At 47.2% G+C, this 13,993-nt stretch carries 12 protein-coding genes; all 12 read left to right on the top strand.

Annotated features, from left to right (window positions below):
- Positions 1-80: 80 nt before the first annotated feature.
- The 12 genes from lon to MHB85_RS24800 all read left to right on the top strand — a co-directional run bounded on the left by lon (position 81) and on the right by MHB85_RS24800 (position 13,921).
- On the top strand, positions 81-2,420 hold the full coding sequence (lon, locus tag MHB85_RS24855; RefSeq protein WP_192136255.1) for an endopeptidase La: 2,340 nt from the start codon (positions 81-83) through the stop codon (positions 2,418-2,420).
- A 157-nt stretch (positions 2,421-2,577) separates the two neighbouring features.
- Positions 2,578-3,234, top strand: coding sequence for a ribosome biogenesis GTP-binding protein YihA/YsxC (yihA, locus tag MHB85_RS24850; protein ID WP_213016945.1), 657 nt, complete (start codon positions 2,578-2,580; stop codon positions 3,232-3,234).
- 267 nt (positions 3,235-3,501) lie between these two features.
- Positions 3,502-4,089, top strand: coding sequence for a non-ribosomal peptide synthetase module (locus MHB85_RS24845; protein WP_091011875.1), 588 nt, complete (start codon positions 3,502-3,504; stop codon positions 4,087-4,089).
- Between the two features lie 336 nt (positions 4,090-4,425).
- Entirely contained in the window at positions 4,426-4,827 is a 402-nt protein-coding gene (gene speD / locus MHB85_RS24840; protein WP_091011877.1) for an adenosylmethionine decarboxylase, read from the top strand.
- Between the two features lie 343 nt (positions 4,828-5,170).
- Positions 5,171-6,556 carry a glutamyl-tRNA reductase gene (gene hemA, locus MHB85_RS24835; RefSeq protein ID WP_091011879.1) on the top strand — a complete coding sequence of 462 codons (1,386 nt, stop codon included), beginning with the start codon at positions 5,171-5,173 and terminating at the stop codon, positions 6,554-6,556.
- Between the two features lie 14 nt (positions 6,557-6,570).
- Positions 6,571-7,398, top strand: a complete 828-nt coding sequence (ccsA, locus tag MHB85_RS24830; protein ID WP_373419789.1) for a cytochrome c biogenesis protein CcsA — start codon at positions 6,571-6,573, stop codon at positions 7,396-7,398.
- 5 nt (positions 7,399-7,403) lie between these two features.
- The gene (locus tag MHB85_RS24825) at positions 7,404-8,054 is read left to right on the top strand and encodes a precorrin-2 dehydrogenase/sirohydrochlorin ferrochelatase family protein (RefSeq protein ID WP_105601132.1); all 651 of its coding nucleotides are present in this window, start codon (positions 7,404-7,406) and stop codon (positions 8,052-8,054) included.
- 2 nt (positions 8,055-8,056) lie between these two features.
- The gene (gene hemC, locus MHB85_RS24820) at positions 8,057-9,013 is read left to right on the top strand and encodes a hydroxymethylbilane synthase (RefSeq protein ID WP_036605896.1); all 957 of its coding nucleotides are present in this window, start codon (positions 8,057-8,059) and stop codon (positions 9,011-9,013) included.
- 4 nt (positions 9,014-9,017) lie between these two features.
- Positions 9,018-10,580: a uroporphyrinogen-III C-methyltransferase gene (cobA, locus tag MHB85_RS24815; RefSeq protein WP_091011884.1), complete on the top strand. Its 1,563-nt coding sequence runs from the start codon at positions 9,018-9,020 to the stop codon at positions 10,578-10,580.
- A 103-nt stretch (positions 10,581-10,683) separates the two neighbouring features.
- On the top strand, positions 10,684-11,685 hold the full coding sequence (hemB, locus tag MHB85_RS24810) for a porphobilinogen synthase (protein ID WP_017692601.1): 1,002 nt from the start codon (positions 10,684-10,686) through the stop codon (positions 11,683-11,685).
- 26 nt (positions 11,686-11,711) lie between these two features.
- Positions 11,712-13,016, top strand: a complete 1,305-nt coding sequence (gene hemL, locus MHB85_RS24805; protein WP_192136254.1) for a glutamate-1-semialdehyde 2,1-aminomutase — start codon at positions 11,712-11,714, stop codon at positions 13,014-13,016.
- Positions 13,013-13,921, top strand: a complete 909-nt coding sequence (locus tag MHB85_RS24800) for an RluA family pseudouridine synthase (RefSeq protein WP_192136253.1) — start codon at positions 13,013-13,015, stop codon at positions 13,919-13,921. Before hemL ends, MHB85_RS24800 begins: the two co-directional genes overlap by 4 nt.
- Positions 13,922-13,993: the final 72 nt, after the last annotated feature.

Genomic DNA, 13,993 nt, shown 5'->3' with positions numbered 1-13,993 from the left:
CCCTTCATTGGTTTTTTATGTGAACATTTGATAGAATAATGAATGACTACAACCTGAGAGCCATTGGAGGTGCGAAAGCGATGGGACCGAGCAAAGCGAAAGGTCGTCGTTTTCCTTTACTGCCTTTAAGAGGACTTCTCGTCTACCCGAGTATGGTACTGCATCTCGATGTGGGCCGGGAGAAATCGGTCAAGGCTTTAGAAAAAGCGATGGTAGAAGAACATCTGATTCTCCTATGTTCCCAAGCCGAAGTAAATATTGAAGAACCAACACAAGAGGACATTTTCAGAATCGGAACCGTGGCCAAGGTCAGACAGATGCTGAAGCTTCCGAACGGTACGATTCGTGTACTCGTTGAAGGCTTGGAACGGGCTGAAATTATTGAATATACGGACAACGAGGAATATTATGAAGTACTGGCTAAAGAGCTGCCTGAAGAGGAGAATACCCATCCGGAGACGGATGCCTTGATGCGTACCGTTCTGAACCAGTTCGAGAATTATATTAATCTGTCCAAAAAAGTGACACCAGAGACACTCGCAGCGGTGTCTGACATCGAAGAACCAGGGCGTCTGGCCGATGTCATCACAAGTCACCTGTCCTTGAAGATCAAGGATAAACAGGAAATTCTGGAGACCATCGACGTTCGGGAACGTCTGGAGAAATTGCTGGATATCCTGAACAATGAGCGCGAAGTGCTGGAGCTTGAACGCAAGATCAGCCAACGTGTGAAGAAACAGATGGAGAAAACGCAGAAGGAATATTATTTGCGCGAGCAGATGAAAGCGATCCAGAAAGAACTGGGTGAAAAAGAAGGCCGTGCGGGTGAGGTCGAGGAACTTCGAACTCAGATGGAAGAACTCTGCTTGCCGGACAAGGTGAAAGAAAAGGTCGAGAAAGAAATTGATCGACTGGAGAAAATGCCTGCAAGTTCAGCCGAGGGCGGAGTCATTCGCAACTACGTGGATTGGCTGCTTGGCCTTCCTTGGAGTCAGATGACAGCGGATGATCTGGATATCCAAAAAGCCGAAGATGTGCTCAATGCAGATCATTACGGACTGGAAAAGCCGAAAGAACGTGTGCTTGAATATCTGGCTGTCCAGAAGCTCGTCAAGAAGCTCAAAGGGCCAATTCTCTGTCTGGTTGGACCTCCAGGGGTCGGTAAAACATCACTTGCTCGTTCGATCGCCAGATCGCTGGGTCGGGAGTTTGTAAGAATATCTCTTGGCGGCGTGCGGGATGAAGCCGAGATTCGTGGTCACCGACGCACCTATGTAGGGGCTATGCCTGGGCGTATCATCCAGGGGATGAAAACGGCAGGTTCACTTAACCCGGTATTCCTGCTGGACGAGATTGATAAGATGGCTTCAGATTTCCGCGGAGATCCTTCTGCAGCATTACTTGAGGTACTTGATCCGGAACAAAATAATACGTTTAGTGATCATTTTGTCGAATTGCCGTTTGACTTATCCAACGTTATGTTTATAACAACTGCCAACACGGTACACAATATTCCGCGTCCATTGCTGGATCGGATGGAAATGCTCAACATCCCTGGTTATACGGAACTGGAGAAGCTGCAAATTGCGAAAAACTATTTGTTGCCCAAACAGAAGCAGGACCATGGTCTGGAAGAAGAGCAGTTGGAAATCCCGGATGACGCGTTGTTGCGTGTAATTCGTGAATATACACGGGAGTCAGGTGTGCGTAATCTGGAACAGCAAATGGCTTCGTTGTGCCGGAAAGCTGCCAAGAACATCGTATCGGGTGTGGAAGGTCAGATTAACATCTCATCCGATGAGATCAAAGACTACCTTGGACCTGGCAAGTTCCGTTATGGTATGGCCGAACTGGAAGATCAGATTGGTACCGTAACGGGTCTGGCGTGGACTGAAGTGGGTGGGGATACCCTTATCATTGAAGTGACTGTTGTGCCTGGAACAGGTAAATTGACTCTCACAGGTAAACTGGGGGATGTCATGAAGGAATCGGCACAAGCCGCATTCAGTTACACCCGTTCCAAAGCTACACAGCTTGGAATTTCGCCTGACTTCCATGAGAAGAACGATATCCATATCCACGTTCCGGAAGGAGCGATTCCGAAGGATGGTCCATCTGCCGGGATTACGATGGCAACAGCGTTAATCTCAGCCTTGACGAACAAACATGTGTCCAAGGATATCGCGATGACTGGTGAAATAACACTGCGTGGACGTGTGCTGCCGATCGGTGGTCTGAAAGAGAAATCACTGGCAGCCCATCGTGCCGGCTATAAAAAAATATTATTGCCTAAGGATAACGAACGGGACCTGCGTGACATTCCAGACAGCATCAAGGAAGATGTGGAGTTTGTCCCTGTAGCCCATATGGATCAGGTATTGCAGCATGCACTTGTTGAGCAGACAGGAATTCAACTGTAATCCACTTATCCGAAAGGTTCGTATGAAGATTAGACCGTTCTGCGGAGGCTTCGGCGTCCGCTGGAACGGTTTTTTTGGTATGATAGAACAATCCATGGCATAATACCTTCAACAGGTGATGCATAAGCACAGGCGTTCAAGAGAGGAAAGATACAATATGAAAGTAAATCAATCTGAATTTATTATCAGTGCCGTTCGGCCTGAACAATACCCTGAGGACGGTCTGCCAGAGATTGCTTTGGCTGGACGCTCCAATGTGGGGAAATCTTCCCTGATCAACCGTTTGATCAATCGTAAAAATTTGGCTCGGACGAGCTCAACTCCGGGTAAGACACAGCAACTCAACTATTATAAAATTAATCAAGATCTCTACTTCGTCGATTTCCCGGGATATGGCTACGCCAAAGTTTCCAAAGAGCAGCGTTTTGCCTGGGGTAAAATGATGGAGAAATACCTGCTCGGACGCGAGGAATTGAAACTGGTCATGCAGATGGTGGATATGAGACATGAGCCATCCAAGGATGACAAGATGATGAATGAGTGGCTTCGTCATAACGGATTGCCTTTGGTTGTCGTAGCGACCAAGATGGACAAGATTCCAAAAACACGCAGAGCCAAACATATCAAAGTCATTAAGGAGTCACTGGGTCTTCGTTCAGGGGATTTGTTTGTACCGTTTTCATCCGAAGAGGGATTGGGGAAAGAAGAGTTATGGGACATCATAACCCGGCATGCTCAGATAGATAAGTATGCACCAGTGCTGGATGCAGAGGGTGCTTCTGATGAGGAAGAAAGCAACGAAATTAACGGATAACCGAGATAGTATACCGTTTTAGTGCAGGAAAGTGAGTATGCTAAATGAATCTTTGATGAGATCCAGATTAATCCGGTTTTTTAAGGGATTTCGTGAGAATTCATCATCTGGGTCTGGAGAAAAATAACGTTAGGGTAGTGTATAATGAGCATAGGTGCATATTGCCAACAGTACCAAAATTACCGGCCATGCCGGCCTGAAGAATTTTGAGATAACTGCTACATGTGCAGGAAGGCAAAACAATCGGGGAAGAATTGAGGGATTTGTATGGCTCAGCGGTTAGCCACAGAGTATGTGAAGGCCACTATAAAATTGTCAGAACCCCAGATGCATCAGTTTTTGCGCATGACAGAAGACGGCAGGCTTCATCACCGGGTTAAGGTGTTGGACAATGGTTGTCAGGAGGTTGTGCTGGGAGATGTAAGTGGAGAAGAAGTGCATTTCCCTTTTGACCGCATAGAAGGGTTTTATATCTGTGAGTTATCTTGCCGCCTGGTGAATCTGCATCTGACCAACGTTGTCCGGAAGCTCTTTGTGACTTTTAAAGGTGACGGGGTCGTTCATCGGATTTATAAAGGGTTCACTATGACGTATGTTTATGCTCAAGGCACTGTCCGCAAAATTGTGGAGAAGACCGGGGAGAACACCCGAGTGATCTATGAATACAAAAATACGTTGCTTGAATTGCAACATCTGTTCCAGGCCAGAGATGTAGAACGCGAAATCAACCGTGTGTATGCCGAGATCGATTCACTGCTGGACACTAGAAAAGATGCGACTGCTGATCAGCTCCATCAGATTGATGAGACCCTTGCTCGCCATCAAAAACGGTTGTTTGAGCTTGAAGCTTATTAGCTTGAAATTTTATGTTTATAAACGTATATGTATATAATGAATTCCCTTGTATCTTCCGGGCAGTGGCACTCGCCAATGTGGAGGTTTTCAGGGGGATTTTTTGATGTGAGATCGAATATGCCGAATTGAAAATATTTATTTTACAATCTTCTGGAAAAGGGTTGATTTCACTCTAATTCAATGTTATTTTTAATCTCGTTGAAAACAATATAGGAACCAGGATTCACTCAGGACATTATATGTTGCGAGAGATTTTTCCCTCGGGAAGTGAATGACGTAGGTCCTAGCGGATGAAATTCTTCAAACATTTTATTCCTAGGAAGGGGGAACCGAAGGATGGAATATTCAACTTTCGGAAGACACGTTGCTGTTGATACTTGGGGTGTCGACTTTAATCTACTGAACAATGCAGAGTATCTGGAAGCCCAAATGGTTGAAGCAGCGGAGGCATGTGGCGCGACAGTGATGTCCGTACAATCCAAGCAGTTTGATCCACAGGGAGCGACCGTACTTGTACTATTGTCTGAGAGCCATCTCTCCATTCATACGTATCCTGAGAGAGGTTTTGCAGCAATAGATTGTTACACTTGTGGGGAGACCGTAGATCCACAGCTTGCTATTGACTACCTGGTATCCGTATTAAAGCCTGAAAAAACGTATGCAAAAAAGTTGGTACGTGGATTGGGCGAATTGCAAGTTGAAACACCAGAGATGAACAACCAGACTGAACGGGTTTAAATAAAAAGTATATTGCATATACAATGTTCACATATCGGGATGGACACATAACCTCCCAAACTCTAAATAGTCATGGAATAATTCCATGGCTATTTGTTTTAATATGCGTATCGTTATGAATATTCATAATCGACACTTTTTAACGCATAACGGTGAACTTTGGTGAGACACTACAATAAATGACAGTGCATATGATGATGAACATGGTGATTTCATAAACATTTCATAAAAATGACCCGGTCACGGCTATGATGTGTGATATAATTAACCATGTCAATCATAAATGGATAGACATATGCAGTAAGCACTTTGATTGGAAATTTATTAGGCAGGTGAACTTGCAATGCACATCGTTGTCGTTGGTTTGAATTATCGCACGGCGCCTGTAGAGGTTAGGGAACGATTCACATTTGCAGAAAAGGATTTGTCTGAAGCGCTGCAGCAGCTCAAGCTGACCAAGAGTGTATTGGAAGGTGTAATCGTAGCCACATGTAACCGTACCGAGTTGTATGTTGTGGTGGACCGTCTTCACATGTGTGGTTATTTTATTCGAACATTCATGGAACAATGGTTTAATGTACCACGGGAAGAATTTACGCAACACTTATATATATATGAAGATGATCAAGCCATGCGCCATTTGTTCCGCGTGATCTGCGGACTGGATTCCATGGTCATCGGTGAGACTCAGATACTTGGACAGGTGAAACAGGCTTTTCTTAAAGCACAGGAAGAGAAATCAACAGGTACCTGGTTTAATATGCTGTTCAAACAGGCAGTTACGCTGGGCAAACGGGCACATTCGGAGACTTCCATCGGGGAGAGCGCCGTATCTGTCAGTTATGCTGCTGTTGAACTCGGTAAGAGGATATTTGGCATGTTCACAGACAAGAAGGTGCTCATTTTGGGTGCTGGCAAGATGAGTGAACTAACCGTGAAACATCTCTATGCCAACGGGGCATCCGAGGTCATCGTGGCGAACCGCACGCTCGCAAGAGCTGAAGAATTGGCAGCCAAGTTCCGGGGTACACCTTGTACGATGGAACAGGCATTAGATCGACTTAATGAAGTTGATATTGTAATTAGTTCCACTGGAGCTGAACGTTATGTCATGGATGCAGCAGTGGTACGGGAGAGCATGAAGCGTCGTCAATCTCGTCCATTGTTCCTGATTGATATTGCGGTTCCACGCGATATTGATCCGGCGATAGGTGAATTATCCAACGTATTTCTCTATGACATTGATGATCTGGAAGGAATCGTGGAGAGCAACCTGGAGATGCGTAAGGTGGAAGCTGCCAAGATTGAGAGAATGATTGAGCTTGAGATGGAGGATTATTACCATTGGCTCAAAACGTTGGGTGTTCGTCCCGTTATTCGCGCTTTGCAGGAAAAAGGGGTCTCCATTCATGAAGAAACGATGGATAGCCTGTTTAATAAACTGCCTGAGCTGGATGAACATCAACGTAAAGTCATTCGTCGTTTGACCAAGAGTATTGTGAACCAAATGACGACAGATCCGATTAATCGAATTAAGGAAATGGCAGGCACGAAGCAAGGTGATGAAGCTCTGCGCATGTTTACTCAGATTTTCGCTCTGGAAGATTCAGTAGAGATGGCCGCTGAAAAAGTGAGTCAGAGTGATGCTACAGCTCTGGCGAAACCAGCCGCTCACCTTAACGAAAACCGGCAAGACCCCGTGCCGGCTTATGCTCCGGCAGGCGTATAAGGCGGGTGGGCAGCTTGACCCTTGCTGAACAAGTTTATGAAGCTCTAATCTATATGTATGCCCTGAGCCTACTGTTCTATTTCTCGGACTGCATTCGACGCAATGCGGGGGCGAAGCGGACAGGCACAGGGTTTCTTGTCGTTGTTTGGGGATTGCAGGTAACGCATGTCATACTGCGCATGTGGACTGAAGGCCATTTCCCCATCTATACCACCTTTGATTTTTTGTTTATATTTTCATTCAGTATTGTGCTGATGTCTCTCGTCATGACTCGCATCCAGCGTTCCGAATTTGTGATTTTGTTGCTGAATGTTGTAGGTTTTTCCGTTACGGTATTAAACCGACTGTGGTTTACGGCAGGAGAGATATCACTGCATAACTGGCAAACGGTACATGGATTACTTATTATGCATATTACCTTGGCGAATCTTGGTTTTGCGGCGTTAACCGTTGCTACGGTATTTGCCATGTTATATCTGTTCCTGCACCGTAAGTTGAAGAAAAAAAAGTGGAATGATACGATGCGACGGCTGCCAAGCCTGGAAGTGATCGGTAAGTATATGGATGGTGCTACATTGATAGGTACACCGCTCCTTGGCGTTTCTGTGATGCTTGCCGTATTATCCATTGTGGCGGAAAGACGCTGGATTCTACTCTTGGATCTCAAAGTTATTGCGACAGGTCTTGCTATAGCCATCTATGTGGGTTACTTCGTATCCAAAAGAAGGAAACAGTTCTCTACAATTATCATGGCAAGATGGACACTGATCGGGTACGGATTTGTCATTATAAGTTTTTTATCCAATGCGTATTCAGCGTTTCATCGTTGGACGGGAGAGTGAAGGGGATGGACCGTTACACGCCAATATTTGTGAATACTTCAGGCAAGAAGTGCTGCGTGGTTGGTGGTGGACGTGTTGCCGAACGTAAAATTAAGGGATTACTGCATGCTGAGGCACAGATTACGGTCATTAGTCCGGAGCTTACTCGCGTATTAAAACAACTGCATCATGAATCCCGAATTCAATGGATAGACCGGTCCTACCGCAATGGAGATTTGCGGGGGGCCTTTCTCGTATATGCAGCGACTGACCAATCAGAGGTCAATTCAACTGTGGTTCGGGATGCGGAGGCTGCGGGCATATTGGTGAATGACGCAATGTCTTCGGAGCACAGCAGCTTTATTACACCAAGCGTGGTAAGGCGTGGGAGATTAAGCATAGCGATATCCACAGCAGGAGCGGGACCGGCAGCAGCTGCGGAGATACGTGCCACACTCGAACGACAGTTCGGGGATGAGTATGAGACGTACCTTGAGTTTTTGCACCAGATGAGGACTGAGGTGAAGTCACGCGTATCTTCTTCAAGTCTCAGAAGTACGTTGCTTCGGCAATTAACTGAAATGCACATATTAGAAGATATTCGTACAGGCCATTTTCGATGGTGGACCGAAGAAGAAATCGGGGACTGGATATCCCGTAATCAGGAGGAAGTGTAGATATGCGTACAATTAAAGTTGGAAGTAGACAGAGCGCGCTTGCGCTAACCCAGACAGGTCATGTCATTCAGGATTTACGCGATATTTGTGAGCGGGAAGGATTAGCTTTTGACTTTGAAGTACATAAGATTGTTACCAAGGGAGATCTCATTCTGGATGTAACGTTGTCAAAAGTGGGAGGCAAAGGTTTGTTTGTCAAAGAGATTGAACAGGCGATGCTTGATCGTACCATTGATATGGCTGTGCATAGCATGAAAGATATGCCCTCCGAGTTACCCGAAGGATTAATCAATGGTGCTATTCCCCGTCGTGCAGATCCACGGGATGCGCTGATCTCCAATGGTGGACTTACTCTGGATCAACTGCCAGAAGGAGCTAGAGTCGGAACAAGCAGTCTGCGCCGGTCGAGTCAATTAAAGGCCTATCGTCCAGATTTGCAATTGGAATCGATTCGCGGCAATATTGATTCCCGTCTGCGGAAGCTGGAGACCGAAGGATTCGATGCGATTATTCTGGCAGCTGCAGGATTGTACCGTATGGGCTGGGAAGACCGAATCACAGAGTACCTGACGGAAACAGCTTGCCTTCCGGCCGTAGGTCAAGGCGCGCTTGGTATCGAATGTCGTGAAGACGATGAGGAACTATTGCACTTGCTGCAGCTGTATAACGATCCCGAGACAGCATTTCCTGTACAGGCGGAACGCCGTTTTCTCAGTGTATTGAATGGGGGCTGCCAGGTTCCGATCGGTGCTCATGCGGTGTGGGTGCCTCAGCAAGATGCAGATTCCCTGAATGGTGAAAACACGTTACAATTAACAGGTATGGTCGGCACGCCGGATGGTGGACTGATTCTTAAGGAAGCTATGATCGGCAAGGACCCGGTTCGTCTGGGTGAAGAAGTGGCTTGGAGATTGATCGAACGGGGAGCAGAGCAGATACTGGCAGAAGTTAGGGGATGAAGACATGGTGGGAAAGGTCTTTTTGGTAGGGGCAGGTCCTGGGGATGCAAAGCTGATTACGGTAAAAGGGTGGGAATCCATCGGTAAAGCTGATGCTGTAGTCTATGATCGTTTGGCAAGTCCGAGATTGTTGAAACAAATGAAACCCGGCGCAGTCAAGATTTACGTGGGCAAACGCCCGGATCGGCATACGATGAAACAGGAAGAGATCAATCAACTGTTAGTTGATCTGGCGCTTGAAGGCAAGGTTGTAGTTCGACTTAAAGGTGGCGACCCGACGATCTTTGGACGTGTAGGCGAAGAGGCGGGTTTGCTGCACAAAAACGGAATTCCGTTTGAGATTGTACCTGGGGTTACCGCTGCAATAAGTGTACCTGCGTATGCCGGAATTCCTGTGACTCATCGTGACTATGCATCTTCCATCTCTATTATTACGGGGCACGAGAGTCCGGACAAGCTTGATCGCAGTATCCATTGGGATAAAGTGACGAATGCAACGGGCACACTTGTATTTATGATGGGGGTTGCCAAAATTGGATATATCAGCGAACAATTGATTCGTCATGGTCGTCCAGCGCAAACACCGGTAGCTCTGATTCGTTGGGGAACACGAGCGGAACAGGATACCCTTACAGGTACCCTTGAAGATATAGAAGCGAAAGTAATCGCAGCCAATTTCCAACCACCAGCTGTTATTGTGGTGGGAGATGTCGTCAATCAGCGGGAACAGTTGAAATGGGCAGAAGCGCTGCCGCTGTTTGGCAAACGAATTCTGGTAACCCGTGCTCGCAGTCAGGCGAGTGAACTGGTGAATCGCATTGAGGAACTTGGCGGCGAACCGTATGAGTTTCCGGTCATTGAGACGGTCATGCCGTCCAGTGAATCTGCGCAGCAAAGTGTCAAAGACGCCTTCAGTGCTTTAAATACCTATGACTGGGTGTTTTTCACAAGTGTGAACGGCGTGGAGTTTTTCTTCCGCCATCTGGAACAGGAAGGCAAGGATATTCGCTCGATTCATCAAGCGAGAATTGCTGCCGTAGGACCTTCCACAGCAGATGCTTTGCGCAAACATGGCATCATTGCAGAGGTTGTCAAAGGTCCTTTCCAGGCCGAAGGCATGCTTGAGGCTTTTGAAAGCGAATTGAAGGAAGGTCAGAGAGTATTGCTCCCGCACGGTGATCTTGCACGCACATGGTTACGTGATCAGTTGAGAGAACGGGGACTTCAAGTCACCGAAGCCATCACCTACGATACGATCCTCGCTGGTGAGGATGATGACGAACTGCTTAAGCTGCTTGAAGAAGGTGGTATTCATGCGGTGACCTTTACAAGTTCATCGACGGTTACCAATTTCATGAGTATATTGAAACGTATGGGATTGCAAGATCCACTGCCTTTATTGAAAGATGTGGAGGTTGCGTGTATTGGACCTGTTACAGCGAAGACGGCAGAAGCCGCTGGACTAAAGGTTACACTGATGGCAGAGGAAGCAACGATGGATAGCTTGATCACAGTGCTATGCGACTGGAAACGGACAGGCACCAAAGAAGGAGCTCTTCGAAATTAATACACATGTAATCATGTCAACAATATGAAGCGTGCTGAATTCGATAGGATACCAGCGCGCTTCCCTTTTTGCTCTATTTAACTTTCAGGGAGGTTTTACACGTATGAGTTTTCCAATTGTACGGCATCGCCGTTTACGCCAATCCACAGGTATTCGCAATATGGTCAGAGAGACCCATCTAACCGTGGATGACTTTATTCAACCAATCTATGTGACGTATGGAGAAAATGTAAAATCCGAAATTAAATCCATGCCTGGCGTATTCCGCTTCTCGTTGGATCGTCTTCAGGAGGAAGTAACGGAAATTGCCGAGCTGGGAATTCCAGCCGTGTTATTGTTCGGTATTCCGGAGACGAAGGACAGTGTGGGTTCATCTGGCTTCGCTGAAGATGGCATTGTGCAGGAAGCGACGAGATTGATCAAATCCTGGTACCCGGAATTGCTGGTTGTTGCGGATACTTGTCTGTGTGAATTCACGGATCACGGTCACTGCGGTATGGTACACACCGTGGAGATTGACGGCCACATCTGCGGAGATGTATTAAATGATGAATCACTGGATCTACTCGTGCAAACGGCAGTGTCTCAAGCCAAAGCAGGAGCGGACATTATTGCACCATCCAACATGATGGATGGATTTGTACAAGCGATCCGCGCCGGGCTGGATGAGAATGGATTCAGTCACATTCCGATCATGTCCTACTCTGTTAAATATGCATCCGCATTTTATGGTCCATTCCGTGAAGCAGCAGATTCCACACCACAATTCGGAGACCGTAAGTCCTATCAGATGGACCCGGCGAACGCGCGTGAAGCCTTGCGTGAAGCAGAGACGGATGTGCTCGAAGGAGCGGACATGTTGATGGTAAAACCATCCCTTTCCTATCTGGATGTTATGCGCACCATCAAGGATCAATTTGATCTTCCGCTTGTTGCCTATAATGTAAGTGGCGAGTATGCCATGGTGAAGGCGGCGGCGATTCAAGGCTGGATCGATGAGAAAAAAGTTGCCATGGAAATCCTGCTCAGCATGAAACGCGCAGGTGCAGATATGATCATTACCTACTACGGAAAAGACGCTTCACGCTGGTTGGCTGAGAAATAAAATAAATTATATTAAGGAGGATATTCATGACTGCACAACAAGGTAATCGACGCAATGATGAGCGCTCACGCAGCGCCTTTGAGGAAGCTAAGCAGTACATACCCGGGGGTGTGAACAGCCCTGTACGCGCATTCAAATCGGTGGGACTTACTCCGATCTATGCAGAACGCGGCGAAGGGTCCAAAATCTACGATATTGATGGCAATGTTTTTATTGACTATGTGGGATCGTGGGGCCCACTCATTATGGGACATGCACACCCTGATGTTGTAGAAGCTTTGCGTGAGACAGCCCTCAAAGGAACAAGCTTTGGTGCGCCTACCTTGCTGGAGACCGAGATGGCAAAACTGGTCTGTGAGCGTGTGCCTTCCATCGATATCGTGCGGATGGTTAATTCCGGTACGGAAGCAACGATGAGTGCCATTCGACTGGCACGCGGGGTAACCGGACGCAGTAAAATTCTGAAGTTTGAAGGATCATATCATGGACATGCGGACAGCTTGCTGATCAAGGCGGGGTCAGGTGTTGCAACACTGGGTCTACCGGATAGTCCAGGTGTACCTGAAGGTGTAGCTGTGAATACCATTACGGTACCTTATAACGATCTGGAGTCCGTGAAGCTTGCTTTTGAACGTTATGGTGAAGAACTGGCCGCTGTTATTGTGGAGCCTGTAGCAGGTAACATGGGGGTTGTTCCTCCGGCTTCCGGTTTCCTTGAAGGCCTGCGCAGTTTAACGACCCAATATGGCAGCCTGCTTATTTTTGACGAAGTCATGACCGGTTTCCGCGTAGGGTTGAACTGTGCTCAGGGACGGTATGGGGTTACACCTGACCTGACTTGTCTGGGTAAAGTTATCGGTGGCGGACTCCCGGTTGGTGCTTATGGTGGCCGTCGAGATCTGATGGAACAGATTGCTCCAACAGGACCGATCTATCAGGCGGGTACACTTAGTGGGAACCCGCTGGCTATGGCAGCAGGATATACCACGCTCAAATTGTTAACACCAGAGGTCTATGATCGTCTGGAGACATTGTCTGCACGTCTGCAAGCCGGATTCGAGAAAAATGCAGCTGAGACGGGTATTGCGATAACCATTAACCGTGTGGGTTCCATGGTTTGTCCATTCTTCAGTGCCGTTCAAGTAACCAATTATGATATTGCCAAAGAAAGCAATCTGGATCAATTCCGTCGTTATTTTGCGGCCATGATTGATCATGGTGTGAGTGTTGCACCTTCGCAATACGAAGGCATGTTTGTCTCTGGTGTGCACACAGAGCAGGATATTGACGATACGATTGAGGCGAATCGTAAAGCTCTTCAATCGCTATGACCATCAAAAGTTGGAAACGCCGCGGGGAATGGCTTGAGCTGATGCCAGGGAAAGCCGTGACAGGCAGTTCGGACAAACCGATGGCCGCAGAGCAATGGTTATTGTCTGAACTTCAGTTTCCGGAGAAATTGCTTCGTCAGCTGAAAGCAAACCAAGGAATACAACTTGCAGGGGACCGGCTTCGGCTGGCCCTTTTTGCGTCCCAGCCAATCGATGTTGAGCCACGCTGGGCTGATGTGGATGTATTGTATGAGGATGATTTCTGTCTGGTTATGCACAAACCGGCAGGTATGAAACTGCATCCAGATGGAAGCCGTACCGATCAGGCCATCACGCTGGATCATGTGGTTGCCTCCTATTATGAAATGAACGGAATACAGGCGAGCGTTCGCCATGTTCATCGACTGGATGAGGATACAACCGGACCTGTTCTGTATGCCAAAAATGCTTTTGCTCTCGCCAAACTGGATGAAGCGATGCGTCGTAAAGAGATTGGTCGCCATTATATAGCCATTGCAGGTGGACAAATCCCCCTTGAACTCCACAAAATTGATGCTCCGATTGGTAAGGATAGACATCACAAGCAGCGCAGACGAGTCTCGGAAGGTGGACAGGAAGCTGTTACTCGTGTGGAGATCGTTGAAGTGTGGGAACGAGCAACCCTTGTGCGATTAAAGCTGGATACAGGACGAACACACCAAATTCGTGTACACCTGAGTTACGCGGGACATCCGCTTATTGGTGATGCGTTGTATGGAGGTAGAGCGGATGCCATTGGACGACAAGCACTTCACGGAGAGATGCTTAAGTTTGGTCATCCGTTAACCGGAGCGATGATTGAAGTGAATGATCCTTGGCCATCCGATTTCACACAATTGGCAGAACGTGAAAAGGTGTATTCATAAATGATATAGAGCGAACTTTAATAGTTACACGAGAACGGAGAGGACAGAAATAACGTGAAGAAGCGGAGCGTT

The organism is Paenibacillus sp. FSL K6-4396, assembly GCF_038002525.1.
Taxonomy (GTDB): Bacteria; Bacillota; Bacilli; order Paenibacillales; family Paenibacillaceae; genus Paenibacillus; species Paenibacillus amylolyticus_B.
This window is presented reverse-complemented; position numbering and strand designations above follow the sequence as displayed.